Origin of the sequence: Petrimonas mucosa, from assembly GCF_900095795.1 — a bacterium.
Classification (GTDB): Bacteria; Bacteroidota; Bacteroidia; order Bacteroidales; family Dysgonomonadaceae; genus Petrimonas; species Petrimonas mucosa.
The window spans coordinates 289,910-306,512 of sequence record NZ_LT608328.1 but is presented as its reverse complement, the minus strand read 5'-3'; the positions used below and the strand labels follow the sequence as shown (position 1 = coordinate 306,512).

General features: G+C 44.7%; 11 protein-coding genes and 1 pseudogene. 5 read left to right on the top strand and 7 right to left on the bottom strand.

The features are described 5' to 3' along the window. Positions 1–9: 9 nt before the first annotated feature. Complete coding sequence (locus ING2E5A_RS01285; RefSeq protein WP_071135853.1) at positions 10–1,737, bottom strand: DEAD/DEAH box helicase; 1,728 nt, start codon at positions 1,735–1,737, stop codon at positions 10–12. A gap of 175 nt (positions 1,738–1,912) precedes the next feature. Continuing rightward, positions 1,913–2,980 (bottom strand): tyrosine-protein phosphatase, encoded by a 1,068-nt coding sequence (locus tag ING2E5A_RS01280; protein ID WP_161941922.1) that lies wholly within the window; start codon positions 2,978–2,980, stop codon positions 1,913–1,915. A gap of 577 nt (positions 2,981–3,557) precedes the next feature. Between ING2E5A_RS01280 and nadA the strand changes: the two are divergent. The 4 genes and pseudogenes from nadA to ING2E5A_RS01260 form a co-directional block, all read left to right on the top strand. Continuing rightward, positions 3,558–4,505, top strand: a pseudogene (gene nadA, locus ING2E5A_RS01275) (quinolinate synthase NadA); the annotation flags it as partial. A gap of 156 nt (positions 4,506–4,661) precedes the next feature. Next, positions 4,662–5,765, top strand: a complete 1,104-nt coding sequence (ychF, locus tag ING2E5A_RS01270; RefSeq protein ID WP_071135850.1) for a redox-regulated ATPase YchF — start codon at positions 4,662–4,664, stop codon at positions 5,763–5,765. Positions 5,766–5,787: 22 nt separating this feature from the next. Then, the gene (locus ING2E5A_RS01265) at positions 5,788–6,009 is read left to right on the top strand and encodes a hypothetical protein (protein ID WP_197678510.1); all 222 of its coding nucleotides are present in this window, start codon (positions 5,788–5,790) and stop codon (positions 6,007–6,009) included. Between the two features lie 144 nt (positions 6,010–6,153). Then, positions 6,154–7,305, top strand: coding sequence for a glycoside hydrolase family 172 protein (locus tag ING2E5A_RS01260; protein WP_071138118.1), 1,152 nt, complete (start codon positions 6,154–6,156; stop codon positions 7,303–7,305). A 73-nt stretch (positions 7,306–7,378) separates the two neighbouring features. On the opposite strand, the gene ING2E5A_RS01255 is transcribed toward ING2E5A_RS01260, so the two are convergent. From ING2E5A_RS01255 to polA, 3 genes are read right to left on the bottom strand one after another with little or no spacing between them, the layout of a single operon-like run. Beyond that, positions 7,379–8,158, bottom strand: coding sequence for a radical SAM protein (locus ING2E5A_RS01255; protein ID WP_071135848.1), 780 nt, complete (start codon positions 8,156–8,158; stop codon positions 7,379–7,381). A gap of 27 nt (positions 8,159–8,185) precedes the next feature. Then, positions 8,186–8,638, bottom strand: coding sequence for a YqaA family protein (locus ING2E5A_RS01250; protein WP_071135847.1), 453 nt, complete (start codon positions 8,636–8,638; stop codon positions 8,186–8,188). A 2-nt stretch (positions 8,639–8,640) separates the two neighbouring features. Continuing rightward, the gene (gene polA / locus ING2E5A_RS01245; protein WP_071135846.1) at positions 8,641–11,436 is read right to left on the bottom strand and encodes a DNA polymerase I; all 2,796 of its coding nucleotides are present in this window, start codon (positions 11,434–11,436) and stop codon (positions 8,641–8,643) included. Between the two features lie 94 nt (positions 11,437–11,530). Between polA and ING2E5A_RS01240 the strand changes: the two genes are divergently transcribed. After that, the gene (locus ING2E5A_RS01240) at positions 11,531–12,505 is read left to right on the top strand and encodes a polyprenyl synthetase family protein (RefSeq protein WP_071135845.1); all 975 of its coding nucleotides are present in this window, start codon (positions 11,531–11,533) and stop codon (positions 12,503–12,505) included. Positions 12,506–12,564: 59 nt separating this feature from the next. Here ING2E5A_RS01240 and ING2E5A_RS01235 read toward each other — a convergent pair whose 3' ends face one another. Next, a complete protein-coding gene (locus tag ING2E5A_RS01235) occupies positions 12,565–12,993 on the bottom strand; it encodes an Hsp20/alpha crystallin family protein (protein WP_071138117.1) in 429 nt (142 codons plus the stop codon). A gap of 214 nt (positions 12,994–13,207) precedes the next feature. Beyond that, positions 13,208–16,603: a glycoside hydrolase family 2 TIM barrel-domain containing protein gene (locus tag ING2E5A_RS01230; RefSeq protein ID WP_071135844.1), complete on the bottom strand. Its 3,396-nt coding sequence runs from the start codon at positions 16,601–16,603 to the stop codon at positions 13,208–13,210.

Sequence of the window (16,603 nt, the reverse complement as noted above, 5' to 3'; positions counted from 1 at the left end):
CTCTTCTGATCAATAGTATCGCTTTTTCCCTTTTTTGGAAGGAGCGAAATCCGCTTTCGACCTCTCTCCCCTATTTTTTTTGCCTTCCCCTGTGTGACTGTCAGCCGGTTCAACCACTACCTTTCTATCTTCCACAAATACACCCTTGAAAGATTTGAGGAGTTGCCTTGCACTCTCTTCGGGAACTTCAAAAAACGAAAAGTTCTTCATCAGGTCGATTCGTCCTATCCTGATCTTCCCGGGTACATAATCATTGATAAAACCCATCAGGTTAGCCGGATTGGCTCCATCCACCTTTCCAATATTGATAAAAAAACGGGAGTAGCCCTTTTCTGCCTTTTTCGGACCAGACTCGCCTCTGTCATACTTTTTGCCTTTGCCGCGCTCATCTCTCCTATTGCCCTGCTCCCTAGGCTCTTCGATCTCGTCTGCAGCCTGGTAATAGTCGATCAACCGGTTAAACTCGAGCGAAACCATCCGTTTGATAATATCCTCCTTTTCCAGCCAGTCGAGTTTTTTGAATACCGAAGGCAACAAACGGGCAATCTCTTCCTCCTGAACCTTTACCTTCTCAATTTTATCCACAAAGTTGAACAGCTGCTTTTCGCAGATGAGATCCCCTTTGGGTACCTGGCGATATTCAAACTTTTTATTGATAAGCTTCTCAATCTGGCTTACCTTGCCTTTCTCCTTGGTGTGGATAATGGAGATGGAACTACCGGTTTTCCCTGCTCTGCCTGTGCGACCGCTACGGTGTGTATATACTTCGTAATCGTCAGGCAGTCCGAAATTGATTACATGGGTGATGTCGTCCACATCCAGACCACGGGCTGCCACGTCGGTCGCGATCAGCAGCTGCAGGTTCCGCAAGCGGAATTTGTTCATGACGTAATCGCGTTGCGCCTGCGACAAGTCGCCATGCAACGAGTCGGCATCGTAACCATCCTGAATGAGCTTGTCTGCAATCTCTTGCGTCTCTTTTCTCGTCCGGCAAAAAACAATTCCGTAAATATTGGGATAGTAGTCTACAATACGTTTCAGTGCAAGGTATTTATCTTTTGCATGAACCATGAAGTAGATATGCTTCACATTCTGTGCCCCCTCGTTTTTTCTCCCGATGGTTATCTCCATGGGGTTTGACATATACTTGCGTGTGATCTTTGCTATCTCCTGGGGCATAGTTGCGGAAAAGAGCAACATGCTGCGGTTGTTGGGGACGTAAGACAAAATTTCATCGATACTTTCAGTAAATCCCATATGCAGCATTTCGTCCGCTTCATCCAGTACTACTGTCCGGACGTTTTCAAGTGAAACGGTCTTCCGGTTTATCAAATCGATCAATCTTCCGGGAGTGGCAACTATAACATGAACTCCACGTCTCAAAGCTTTGATCTGGCTTTCGATGCTTGATCCGCCATAAACGGGAAGAATCTTTATATCGTCAACATATTTGGAAAAATCGGTCAGGTCACCCGCGATCTGTAGACAAAGCTCCCTGGTGGGGCAAAGGATCAGCGTTTGTGGTGCATGTAAATCGAGGTCTGTTTTCTGTATTACCGGTAGGCCAAAAGCGGCTGTTTTTCCGGTTCCAGTTTGAGCCAAAGCAATAATATCACGGGTATTTGCCAGCAGTTGCGGAATCACTTCCTCCTGCACGGGCATGGGCTGTTCAAAACCCATCTCCTGGATTGCACGCCAAATTTCCGGGGCAATCCCAAGTTCTTCAAAAGTTCTCATTTTCTTTATTTAAATTTATTGGTGAAAGTATTCGCATTTTCTCGAAACCCCCACAACGCGACATAGATAAAGATGTGAGAAAATTTGATATACAGACTGAAAAAAACGATTTCCACCTAAACAAAAAAGCCCGCGTAGGAAATCGGGCGCAAAGGTAATGAAAAAAAATTGAATCTTATTGATTATAGAGCAAATGTTTACGCAATAATGTTTTTTTTCCCGGGGTCAACTTAAGTTCTTTCTCAATATAACTGTCAATTGAGCCATATTTCTGATTGATGTAATCGATCGTATAATTGATATAGGCGTGATTTACCGACATCAGTGCAGTTACCGCTTCCTGAAAATATTCGGGCTTTGTCTTGACATTTTCAGCAATGGTCAACACATCAATGGTCTGACGCGACAGAAGGTAATCGTCAATAATGATATTTTGAGGGATTCCCAATGCATAGAGGATGAAAAACGAGGCAAGCCCCACCCTGTCCTTGCCAAGCGATCCACTGAGCAGTACCGGATAGTTGTTTTCGTCGGTAAGGATATTGAACATCTCGGCAAATTCATTCTTGTAGTTCTCGATAATGCCGATGTAGGAATCCTGGACATTGCGAATTGCATCGCTGCGTGTCAACTTCTCGTCACTCATCATCTCATTGATCTTTTCCGTATCCATTGGAATGATGGGCAATGAGATCTTCCTGATATTGGGATGAACAAGAATGGGATATTTACCCGCAGTTTTCTCTGACCTGAAATCGATGATGGTTTTGATGTTCAAGCGTCGTATCCGCTCCTGATCGTAAAGTGTTGCACTGCTCAAATCACCCGATCTGAAAATCTTGCCCCACTTCATCTGCTGATCGCTACGGGTGAAGTAACCACCCAGATCCCTGAAATTCTTGATATTGCCCATCTCGATAATCCGGTCTGCCACGATGCCGGAATAGGCTGAGGTGGTTTTAAGTATGTAAAACTCCCTTATATCCGGGCTTGAAGGGTTGATAACCGTTACCTGATCGGAAATATTGGACGTTTTCACCGGAGTAAATGAAGAGATATCACCGTCCGTTTGGGATGAATAGATATTGATACTCCCTTCCTGATCGGGACTCACTTCCCACTTGAGAAGTAACTCGCCGTCCTTGGTCCTTTCTGCTACTGACGTTATTTTAACTGTTGATGCGCAACCTGCAGCAAACAACAAAAAAAATGCCGAAATAAACAGACAATTTTTTCTTTTCACCCGCATTTGATTTTGGCAAGCAAATATAGTTAAAACATTTTGTAAACAAAACTCTTGCGTTTGCAACTTAACAATAAATAATCACATTTTTGCCATTTTTGGTAACTTTAAAACTTAAGTAATTGTACAACTAATTTTTATGTGATACTTTTGCATTCGCTCTTTTTTTTCCGCTGTTGTTGATAAATTGTTTATTTCATGTAGAGAAAATTCAAATAACTTCATTTTGCTATTCCAATTTTTTGTTTATATGAAAAATTTGTACAAAAAGATAAAATAAGAAGTGATGAAAATCTCGGCAAAGTTTGCACTATTCATCAACAGGATATGAAGTGAAAAATCTGATTTGATTATCAACACTACAAATTATCAAACAATGTTGATAAAAGTTGTAATAAAAAGTAAATCAAATAATTAAATTTTATATAATTGTTTATAACATCACTATTAAGGTGTCACTTTCTTAATAACTTAATTTGCAATTTTTTTCACACTTTTTTTTCAACAGTATCAACACTCCTTCATCATCATCATAGTTTTTTTTGTTTAAAAAAGTAATAATAATAATAATAATAATCGAATGAAAAAAGAGGAATTGATCGATAAGATAGATAGCCTTCGTAAGGAGAAGAATGCAATTATCCTGGCACACTATTATCAGGATGCTGATATTCAGGATATAGCAGATTTTGTCGGCGACAGTCTCGCCCTAGCTCAATGGGCTGCCAAAACAACTGCAGATATTATTGTGCTTTGCGGTGTTCACTTCATGGGTGAAACGGCTAAAATTCTTTCTCCCGATAAACGGGTCTTCATTCCCGATATCATGGCCAGCTGTTCATTGGCTGAAAGTTGTCCGGCCGATGAATTTGAAAAATTTATCGAACTACATCCCGGTCATACTGTAATCTCCTATGTAAATACTACAGCAGCAGTAAAAGCATTGACCGACATAGTGGTAACTTCCACTAACGCAAAGCAGATCGTAGATTCACTTCCGTTGGATGAAAAAATCATTTTCGGACCCGACAAGAACCTTGGTGATTACATCAATAAGCTTACCGGAAGGAATATGCTTTTATGGGATGGTGCATGCCACGTACATGAACAGTTTTCATTGGAAAAAATTCTTCAGTTGAAGAGGGAGTATCCCGACGCACTGTTGCTGGTGCATCCTGAATGCAGGAAGTATATAATTGAAATTGCCGATCATGTTGGATCTACCTCTTCGATAATAAGTTTTGCCCGTAATTCCGAGAAGAGACAATTTATTGTAGCTACCGAATCCGGAATCCTTCACCAGATGCAAAAAGAGAATCCCGATAAAGAGTTTATACCTGCTCCACCCGAAGATTCAACCTGTGCCTGCAACGACTGTTTCTATATGAAAATGAACACGCTGGAAAAATTGTATCTCTGTCTAAAAAATGAGACACCGGAAATTTTTGTCGATGAAAAGATTCGCATTCAAGCGGTGAAGCCTATTGAGCGAATGTTGGAGATATCAGCGAAATATGGGTTGTAAACAAAAAACGAGATTAAGGCTCCTACTTAAATAGGGGGTGGTTAAAAAACAACTAATTTTTGTACCTTTGCAACCTTAAAAAAATATCTGCCGTTTCCGTTGTAGATGACAACATTTCCTGTACTTATAACGTAACGGTCTAATAAATAACGAAAGATGGCTCTACAGTGTGGTATAGTTGGACTTCCCAACGTCGGAAAATCTACCCTTTTCAATTGCCTGTCAAACGCCAAGGCACAGGCAGCGAATTTTCCTTTTTGTACGATCGAACCTAACGTGGGGGTAATCACTGTTCCCGATGAAAGATTGAATAAACTTGCCGAACTGGTACATCCTCAAAAAATTGTACCTACAACGGTCGAGATAGTCGATATTGCCGGACTGGTAAAAGGTGCAAGCAAAGGAGAGGGTCTGGGTAATAAATTTTTGGCCAACATCCGTGAAACCGATGCCATACTGCATCTCTTGCGTTGTTTTGAGGATGAGAACGTAACCCATGTTGACGGCAGTATAAATCCTGTAAGAGACAAGGAGATAATTGACGCGGAACTGCAATTGAAGGATCTGGAGACCATCGAGTCGAGAATTCAAAAGGTAGAGAAACAGGCAAAGACGGGGGGCGACAAGGAGGCAAAACTGGCTTTCGAGGTCTACTCAAAAATCAGGGAAGCTTTGTTGCGGGGTGAATCGGCACGAACTGTAGTTTTTGATACCAAAGATGAGAACAGGATAGCGCGTGATCTCTTCCTCTTGACTTCCAAACCGGTTTTATATGTTTGCAATGTAGATGAAAAGAGTGCCGTTAACGGAAATGAATATGTGGAACAGGTACGGGAGGCAGTAAAGAGGGAGAATGCAGGAATTTTGGTAGTAGCGGCAAAGATCGAGTCTGAAATTGCTGAATTTGATACTTACGAAGAGCGTGAAATGTTTCTCGCTGAAATGGGGTTGAAGGAGTCTGGTGTAAACCGGCTAATCAAGGCAGCCTATGAGTTGTTGAATCTTCAGACATTCCTCACTGCAGGTCCGCAGGAAGTGCGTGCCTGGACATTCCAGAAAGGATGGAAAGCTCCCCAGTGTGCCGGAGTTATCCATACCGATTTTGAGAAGGGATTTATCCGTGCAGAGGTGATCAAGTATGAGGATTACATCCGGTATGGTTCGGAAGCAGCTGTAAAGGAGGCCGGAAAGATGAACGTTGAAGGTAAGGAGTACATCGTTCAGGACGGTGATATCATGCACTTCAGATTCAACGTGTAAAATCGGTTAAAAATCAGTTTAAGTGGATATTGTAGAAATTGTAGGATATCTGGCAATGACATTTCTTGTCGTTTCCTTTATTCCCAAACAGATAAAAAAAGTAAGGTATATCAATCTTGTAGCCTGTCTTTTCTTCATTGCATACGGCATTATGCTGGGATTTAAGTGGCCGATCATCGTTTCCAACGGAGTAGTTTGCCTTATTCAGGCCTATCATCTCTTTTTTTCTGGAAAAGGCGAGTGAGACTCCAACCTTGGAACAGGTTGGTAATTTAACCGGTTGACATTTAAAAAATTGATTAACCTTTTAAAGTTTAATTAATTTAAATATTTTTGTGAAAGTTATTTCTCTAATCACAAAAATTAAACCATCATGAACACGACAAAGATGATCACAACCCTCTTTTTTATCTCGATTGCGTTGTTCGGATTTTCACAGCCCAGAACATTCAACGGTCTTGATATGAATTTGGGTAACCTCTACAAGCTCTCCAATGCTGAAACCCGGTCGATCAGTCCAGAAAATTTTACCGGTGAAAAAGGAAAGGGTGGAATGGCGATTCCCGACCCGGATGCTCCCGTCAATACGGCCAATGCTACTCATGCTGCCCGTGATCTGGGTCAGGGATGGAAAGTAAACCCCTATATCCGCATCAATCCCGGAGAGACTTTTACCTTGGCTGAAATTGAAGGACCCGGAGCCATTCAGCACATCTGGATGACACCTACTGGAAACTGGCGTTTCTCCATTATCCGCATATATTGGGACGATGAAAAAGAGCCATCGGTTGAATCTCCTATCGGCCATTTTTTTGGCATGGGATGGAATGAATATGCTCATCTCAACTCAATGCCAGTAACGGTGAACCCGGGAAGTGCATTTAATTCGTATTGGGTAATGCCTTTCCGGAAAAAATGCAAAATCACCATGACCAACATCAACGATACCGATCCTATGACACTCTATTACCAGATCGATTATACCCTGACCGATGTTCCGGAGGATGCCGCCTATTTCCATGCACAATTCAGGCGAACAAAAGTGAATGAGACATCCGATTACACCATAGTGGACGGCATACGTGGGGAGGGACACTATGTCGGTGTATATATGGCCTGGCAGGTTAACAACAACGGTTGGTGGGGTGAAGGTGAAATCAAATTTTTCATGGATGGCGATAAAAAATTTCCTACCGTAATAGGCACAGGGACAGAGGACTATTTTTGTGGCTCCTATAATTTTGACCGGCAAGGGAGATATGTAACCTTTACAACACCTTATGCCGGATTGGTACAGGTGTTGCCTGCCGACCTGATCTATAAGTCGGGACAGCGTTTCGGACTCTACCGCTGGCACATCATGGATCCTGTCCGGTTCAAGAAGGATCTGCGTATTACCATCCAGGACCTGGGCTGGAGACATGGAGGACGCTATTTGCCCCAACAATCTGATATTTCATCGGTATGCTTCTGGTATCAATCAGAACCGCATGCCTCATTTCCCCAGTTTCCCGATTGGCAAGAACTGGAACTGAATTGATTTAAGTTTCGCAAACGAGAGGCAAATGGGTGGCAAAAGTTGCGGGAATCTCGTCGTAAGTGCACCGGAGGAGTTATCCGGCTACCAGGGTAGGAATACCTAACTCCCCTACCCGCTCCGCAATTTTCCTCAACTCTTCCAGAGGCACTTTTTCAAGCTCTCTGGCGGGCGTTTCCCGGTCGATGGTGTAGATCATCACCTGACGGGGATAAAGCGCTCTAACGAGCTCTAACCACCCTGAAATCTCTTTTTCGGTGGAATTGTCTATCCGCTTGCCTTCGAGCATGCCTCGTAAAAACATGGTTTGCAGGATAAAATTGCCGTGGAATCTTTTATAAAGTTCCACCTGTCGCGCTACCGAATAATCGGGTAAATTGGGTCGGTCGATAAGCCTCACGGTCTCATCGAAGGCGGAATCGAGCTTGAGTATGGGATTGTCCACACGTTGCAACGCTTCAAACACGGATGTTTTTCCTACATGCATCCCGTTTGACAGCACGCTGATTTTGGCAGTAGATGCATACCTATCCCTCAGAAAAAGGGTATCGCCGATAATTTTGTCGAATTGGGGATGCATTGTAGGCTCCCCGTTTCCGGCAAATGTGATCACGTCTGGTTTTATACCCTCCTCGAGCAGTGATTGCAGTCTATTTTCCAATGCAGCGTAGACATTTTCCCTGTCGGGCAGTTTCGTTTGCGTGCGAAAATCCTTATTGAACCCGCATTCGCAATAGATGCAGTCGAATGAACAAAGTTTACCGTCGTGTGGCAACAGGTTTATTCCCAACGAAATGCCCATCCGTCGGCTGTGAACCGGACCGTAAACGATCTCGTTAAAAAGGATTGTAGACATGTTGTTCAACAAAAAAAATGAAAAATATCAAAACCACGATACAAGCTGATCGGTTCCAAAGCCGATCAGGATGTAACGGAGCAATTTTCCGACCGTCATGGAGAACATGGTTACAGGTATGTTTGCCCGCATGAATCCCAATGCAACCAGTATGGCGTCGCCGATGCCGGGGAGAAATCCAAAAAACCCCATCACAGCCCCTTTACCATGCAACCACCGTATGGTCTTGTTGATCTTTTCAGGATTTATCTTGAACCACCTCTCCAGCCATGCGGTCTTTCCCAGTTTTCCCACATAATAGCAGGTGGCACCACCAGCTGCATTTCCAATTGTTGCATATAGCACGGATAGCCAAATATCTGCTCCTGCCGTGATGAGTGCCGCAAAAACAACTTCCGAACTGAAGGGCAATATGGTAGCAGCCAGGAATGAGGCAAGCAGTAATCCCCAATAGCCATATTCTGCCAATCCTTCAAGCATGATCAGTGGGCTTCCAGCCAATTTCCTCCTGCTCCGCAATCAGTTTTCAGCGGTACACGCAGTTTACAGGCATTTTCCATCTCCTCCGTGACGATCTTTTTAACCTTTTCCAGTTCGTTTACTGGGACATTGAAGTTAAGTTCGTCGTGTACCTGAAGGATCATCTTTGCCTGTAAACCCTCTTTATTCAGCCGGTTAAATATTCGGACCATGGCCATTTTTATGATGTCTGCCGCACTTCCCTGAATTGGAGCATTTATTGCATTCCTTTCAGCATACCCACGAACTACGGCGTTCTTGGAGTTTATGTCGGCCAAAAAGCGTTTACGTCCCAGGATAGTCTCCACATAGCCCTTTTCTCGTGCAGCTGCAATACTTTCATCCATATATCGCTTTACTCCCGGGTATGTGGCAAAATAGCCATCTATCAATGTTTTTGCTTCAGCACGGGGTATATTTAGCCTTTCGGAAAGACCAAAAACCGAGATGCCGTAAATGATCCCGAAGTTGGCTGTTTTTGCTTGGCGGCGCATTTCGGGAGTGGCTTCCTCAACCGGAATATGGTTGATTTTGGCGGCAGTGGCAGCATGAATGTCCAATCCACGGTTAAATGCCTCCACCATGTTCCGGTCTTCACTCAGGTGTGCCATGATGCGCAGTTCTATCTGTGAATAGTCGGCCGAAAGGAAGATGCATCCTTCGTCGGGGATGAAAACTCTTCTCATCTCTTTCCCGCGTTCATCCCTGATGGGTATGTTCTGCAGGTTGGGATTGGTACTGCTCAGCCGTCCTGTTGCTGCCACGGTCTGATTGAACGACGTGTGCACTTTCCCGGTTTCGGGATTTACCAACAGTGGAAATGCATCGATATAGGTCCCCAGCAACTTTTTCAATCCCCGCTGTTCGAGGATCTTCTCGATAATCGGATGTTTGAAGCGCAGTTTCTGCAACTCCTCTTCGCTTGTACTGTATTGGCCGGTCTTGGTTTTTTTCGGTTTTTCGATGATCCTCATCTTTTCAAAGAGTATCTCCCCTATCTGCTTCGGAGAATTGACGTTGAAACTCTCCCCTGCCATATCGATAATCTCCGTCTCGATCTGCTGCAGTTCGGCGTTAAATTCTTCCGAGAGCTGAGCCAGCGCCTTTAGATCCAGCCTTACCCCGGTCCACTCCATATCGGCAAGTACATAGACAAGGGGAGACTCCACTTCGTGGAAAAGATAATCGAAATTGTTCCTCCGGATCTCCTTCTCCAGTATATTCTTCAATTTCAATGTGATGTCAGCATCTTCTGCCGCATAATCACAGATAACCTGTTTATCCACGTCCCGCATCGATTTCTGGTTCTTTCCTTTCGGACCGATCAGCTCCTCGATGTGTATGGTCTTGTATTTCAGATATGTTTCGGCCATGTAATCCATCCCGTGCCGAAGTTCGGGATTGAGGAGATAGTGGGCAATCATCGTGTCAAAGAGTCTCCCTTTTACGAGGATGCCATAACGGCGGAGGGTGAGGATGTCATATTTCAGATTTTGCCCTACCTTCTCGATCTCTGCATTTTCAAAAAATGGCCTGAAGATTTCCACTTGCCGTTGTGCCTCCTCCCTTTTCCCTGAAATGGGGACATAGAATGCTTCACCTTCGATATAGGCAAACGACAAGCCTACAAGGTCGCTTGTCAGCGGGTCGATACCCGTTGTTTCAGTGTCGAAACAGACCGATTGCTGTGCACAGAGAAGAGTGTTGAGCTCATATAGTTCGTTTTCCGTTTCTACCAGCCGATAGGTGTGCGGGGTGGTGTGGATGGTGGAGAAGTTTCCGGAAAGTTCCGCGTGGACGGCTGGTTCCTCCTTTACGGTATTATCTGGAAATCCGCTGAAAAGATCACCTTGTATCGGTTGCTTGTCCGACGTTTTTTGGGTTTCATTCTTCAGCACCCGATTAATCAATGTCCTGAATTCCAGATTTTCAAAAAGTTCTCTTATCGCAACCTCGTTTATCTCCTTTCTTTTCAGGTTTTCGATATCGATTTCTACCGGTACATCGGTCTTTATCGTGGCTAAAAATTTGGAGAAGAGGACCTGTTCCCTGTTCTCTTCAATCTTTGTGCGAAGGGTCCCTTTCAGCTTATGGCTGTTTTGGATCAAGTTTTCGATGGAGCCGTACTCCTTCAGCAGTTTTTCAGCGGTTTTGGGTCCAACACCGGGACAGCCGGGAATATTGTCTGACGTATCACCCATCAGGCCAAGCAGATCGATTACCTGGCCAGGGTGGGATAGATGGTACTTCTCCATCACTTTATCGTGGTCAAGTACCTCAAATTCATTACTGCCGTATTTGGGCTTATAAATAAAAACATGCTCTTCGACCAGCTGTCCGTAATCCTTGTCAGGTGTCATCATATAGACATCAAACTCATTCTTGTCCACCTTTTTGGCCAATGTTCCAATCACATCATCTGCCTCGAAACCCTCTACTTCCAGCACCGGAATATTGTAGGCTTCCAGTATCTTCTTGATAATGGGCACGGATCGCTTTATATCTTCGGGAGTGGCTTCACGTTGAGCTTTATAGGCTTCATATTCCGTATGGCGGAATGTGGGTCCCGGCGGATCAAATGCAACGGCAATGTGTGTCGGATTCTCTTTCCTCAGCACCTCTTCCAGCGTGTTAACAAATCCGAAGATGGCCGAGGTATTCTCGCCTTTCGAGTTTACGCGGGGATTTTTAATAAATGCATAATATGCTCTGTAAATCAAAGCATAAGCATCAAGCAGAAACAGCTTCTGTCTGGCCATATAAGCTAATTATTTCTATTAAGAACGTAAAGTTACGAATAATTGATTGCTTTAAGGTGAATTATTTTTAAATTTGCGATTCAATCAGACAATAATGGACGAAAGCCAGGTTATTAAGGAGTCGTTGCGTGACGAACTGAGCCAGTTCGACATCTATCTCAAGAAATCTCTGGAAAACAATAATCCCCGGATTTCGGAGATTCTTCGACACGCTTTTAGGGTAGACGGCAAACGGATCAGGCCTATGCTGGTTTTCCTGGTGGCAAAGTGTTGCGGCAAGATAACGCCAGCCACATATCACGGGGCGGTTACAGTGGAGTTGCTCCACATGGCTACCCTGATGCATGACGACGTTGTAGACGAGGCCTCTACCCGGCGAGGACAGCCCTCCTCCAATGCCGTTTTCGACAACAAACGTTCAGTACTTGCCGGAGATTATGTATTGTCATCGGCCTTGTGCGAGAGTGTAAAGACCGATAATCTGGAAATCATCGGCATCATTTCGGAACTTGGCCAAAACTTGGCAGAGGGTGAGCTGAATCAATATTCGCTTGTCAACGAGATAATTATTGATGAGGAGGAGTATTTTAAAGTGATCGACAAAAAAACGGCCTCCCTGTTGTACGCATGTGCAAAAATCGGAGCCATCTCTGCCGGAGCCGACCACAAGACGGTAGAGGAGTTTGGAAAGGCGGGCAGGATATTGGGTATTGCTTTCCAGATTCGAGACGATATTTTTGACTATTACAAAGCCGATGTGGGCAAGCCTACCGGAAACGACATCAGGGAAGGCAAGATTACACTCCCGCTCATCTATGCGCTGAATCACGCACCTAGGGAGAGATCAGACGAGATGATGAAGATCATTCGTTCCTACGACTATTCTCCCGAGAATATCGAAATGTTGCTCGATTTTGCCAAGAATAACGGAGGGATAGATTACGCCTGGAGGAGCATCGATTCTTTGTTGACGGAGGCGAACCAAATTATCGAACGCGTTTCGATCGACAACGATTTCAAGGTGATCCTGAACCTGTTGATCCTCTATCTGAAAAACCGGACTGTTTAAGGCAGATAAAAAAATACCGCCCCCAGGGGAGCGGTATCTTAGCTCAATAGTAAGGTATCTTATTGTATTTCAATTTTTTTGATTCTCGATACCTTTTCTTCTTCCTTCACGGTCGGTATATCCACTGTTAATACACCGTTTTCAACTTTTGCCGAAATATTGTCGATCTCTACATTGTCGGGCAGAATCATCTTCCGGGTGAACTGCGTGTATGAGAATTCGCGTCTCAGATAGGTTCCCTTCTTGTCTTTTTCTTCCGACTCATTTTTCTTTTCAAAGCAGATAACCAAGTTGTTATCTTCATCCACACTCACGTTGCAATCTTCTTTGGTCATGCCGGGAGCGGCTACTTCAACGGTGAAACCGTTATCGTTTTGCTGTATGTTGATTGCCGGCACCGACCGGTTGTTGTTTGTAACCCATTCGTTTCCGAAAAAATCGTTGAAAACACTGGGCAACCACGGGTTAGTACGTCTGATAATTGTCATAGCTTTATCCTTTCTTTTAAGTTTATGATTCAGTTCCACATGCATCTCAAGCGATGCAACAATAAATATCCAAAATGTATGCCGAACCATTTTCGATTACTTTTAGGCACGTACTATGACAAAATGGCTTAAAAAAAGACAAAATGCACCAAAAAACGGTTTAAAATGTGACAATATGACATATTGAAACCTTTTTCTTTTGTGGTGAGTAGGATCAATATTTCAGCACCGACTTTGTTTGAATATCCTCTGCATCACGGAGTGGAACCAGTGTAAATCCCCATTCGTAATCCTGATTTGCCGGGATCGAATATTGGGGTAGGGGACGTGCCCCCCAGCTGTTGTATCCGGCAACACCCTGCTGCTTCATATCGACACAAACTTCCACGAAGTCTCTTGGAGTAATGTCGTTGATATGGGTCTGCCTGGGACGCCTGTTTTTCGCATCACCATCTTTGCGGGCGGCAATCTCCTCGCTGCTGAAATTGTTCCACTGATACGGACGATTTGTAGCCTCTTCGGAATCGAAATCTTCCACTGAGTTTTTAAGTGCGTTGAATCCGATCGTTTCGTCAGCCACAACCATCAATCCGCTTTTCTTTCCTTTAATGGCAACCCAGCGGGTATCGGTACGGTGTCCGTTTTCTTGTGGACGAACGTATGGGAAATACATTTCATCGGCTGTTGTACTGTAACGTCCTATCATTGAGCCGGAAGATCGATCGATATAGTTTTCACCCGGTCCTCGGCCGTAATATTCCACCAAATTCATGCTCGATGGCAGACGGAAGCGGACACCGATACGTGGGACGACCAGGCCTGACGATGCTTTACGGGCTGCGGTGGCTTCGGGCGATGCCGTTGCCATCAGGGTAGCTTCAGAGGCCTCAAGCTGAGAAGCTTCACGGTCGGTTGAGCGGAAGGCCACGTCGACTTTCACAACACCCGAGGGATGAACTCTATATTTCACCGTGTAGAGGTTTCCCGCCGCAAGCAGGTATGTGGTCTCAATCACGACATTGTTGTCCAGGGTGTAAGCCTTTGAGTCGGTTACCTTGAAATTGCGGCTCGACTCTTTCCATATCTGGAGTCGATACGGATTTCCATTGCCGTAGTCATTGTCGTTTGGAGCTCTCCAGAAGTTGGGCTGGATGCCGAATCCCTTCTCAAAATACTCCTGTCCGTTCACCTTGTAGGAGGTTACCACTCCCTGTTTTCTGTCGAACACAAAGTTGACCCTGGAAGAGTGTACAGCAATAGTATTGTCAGATGTGCTGATTTTCAGTTCTGTTTTTCCTGTTTTATCGGTAAACTCCTGCCTTGGAATCGATATAGGCAATTTGTACTGTTCTACTGCTACAACATGCCCGGCCGGTATGAGCCTGCTGGCATTTTTCTGTATCACCTCAAAATTGACAAAATACTCCATGCCCGGCTTTGCTTTAATGGTCTCTACAGGAACAGTAACTCTGGTGGATTGCTGTGGCTCCAGTGATACTGCAAGAGTTCCTTCGAAGATCTGCACTCCGTTCTCGGTTACAAAGTATCTGAATTTGTAATTGTCACTATTTGAGAAGTATTGTCTGTTGATTACCTTGAAGATACCTTTCATTGGATCCACGCTCTCAACAGCAAAATTCTGGTGGGTATATTTTACTTCTGCCATGGCGGGGTGGGGGGTACGGTCGGGATTTACAATGCCGTTACAGAGGAAATTACCGTCGCTTGGCATATCCGTACCGTAATCGCCTCCATACTTGTAATAGATACGACCATTCTCGTCAACTGCCTCCATTCCCTGGTCGACCCAATCCCAGATGTATGCCCCCTGGAGATTTGGGTATTTGTAGATTGCCTCCCATTGCAGATCGAGGTTTCCGTTTGAATTGCCCATTGCATGCGAATATTCGGAGGGCACCACCGGACGGTCGCTCCCTTTCTTTCCAATCTCTTCCAGCCATGCCGCACTTGGATATTGGGGAACATACATATCGGTGTTGTAATCCCACAATGCCCGTTCGTAGTTTACCGGTCGGTTCATCAGGTTACGCTCCTGATCCTTGAGGTATTTATAGGTGTGGAAGAAGTTGATGCCGTTTCCTGCCTCATTGCCCAGCGACCAGATGGCAACCGAGGGATGGTTCTTGTTGCGTTCAAACATGTTTACAGTCCGGTCCATGTGAGCCTGCTCCCATTCCGGCTGTTTGGCCAACGATTCCTGACCGTAATACATGCCGTGCGACTCGATATTTGCCTCATCATACACGTAAAGGCCCAACTCGTTACAAAGCTCGTAGAAACGGCGCGACTGCGGGTAGTGCGACAGCCTTACGGTGTTGATATTGTTTTGCTTCATCAGTGCGAAATCCTTCAGCATCAGCTCCTCGGGGACATAGTGTCCCGTCTTGGGATTGGTTTCGTGGATATTTACACCTTTCAACTTGATGGGTTGACCATTTACCAGAAAGAGACGGTCGATCCTGTCGCCAGTTCTTACCGCTTTGATCTCATAACGGCGAAATCCAACAGGGTAGGGGACAACCTCTCCCCCTTTTTCCCCCTCTTTTTGGACCGTTATCAGGAGCTTATAGAGGTTGGGCTGTTCCGAAGTCCATGTAGCCACATTTGGAAGCTCTGCGTCAAATTTTATGGCATTTTCGCCGTTCCCCTGGATGCTTACGGGCTTTGATCCCGAGGCTACAGTTTTTCCTGCACCATCCAGCAATTCATACGAGACTTCGGCATGTGATACACCGGGATTGTAATTGCTGATGGTCGTCTCCAGCTCGAAGATGCCATTGCTGTAACTGTCGTCGAGTATCGATTTTACCCGGAAATCGCGAAGCGAGGTTTTGGGTTGTGACCAGAGGAAGAGATCACGTTCAATACCACTGATGCGCCAGAAGTCCTGGCATTCGAGGTAAGAACCTGTAGACCAGCGAAATATTTTCAAAACAAGAGAGTTTTTCCCCGGCTTGACGTAGTTGTTTATCCTGAATTCTGCACTGGTTTTTGAATCTTCACTATAACCTACCTCTTTACCGTTGATATAGACATAGACGCCAGATTTTGCTCCGTCAATGCAGAGGAAGATCTCCCGTTCACTCCACTCTTCAGGGATTTCAATTTCACGGCGATATACTCCAACAGGGTTATCTTCAGGGAGATAGGGTGGTGAATATTTGGGAAGACGGGTTTTGGGATCGCGTTCAACAAATTCGTATGGATGATTTACGTAAATGGGTGTACCAAACCCCTGCAGTTCCCAGTTGCCGGGAACGTTAATCGTTTTCCAGTCGGCCAGTGAAACTACTGAATCAGTCACATTATCAGGAAGATCTTTATATCCATCCACATAATAGAAATTCCAGGTTCCATTAAGGGAGATATAATATTTGCTCTCCTCGAATCGTGAACTTAATGCTTCCTGCTTGCTGTCGAAGGTCATAAATTGCGTGCGCGGGTACTCTTTGTTTACCTGCACCACATTTACATCTTGCCAGTAAGGTTTTTTCCGCTGTGTCGATGTCGCTCTGCTCTCCTGCGCATAGATGTTGGCGATTGATGTAAGTCCAATCACCAATGCTAATGTCAAATAATTGATTTTCAT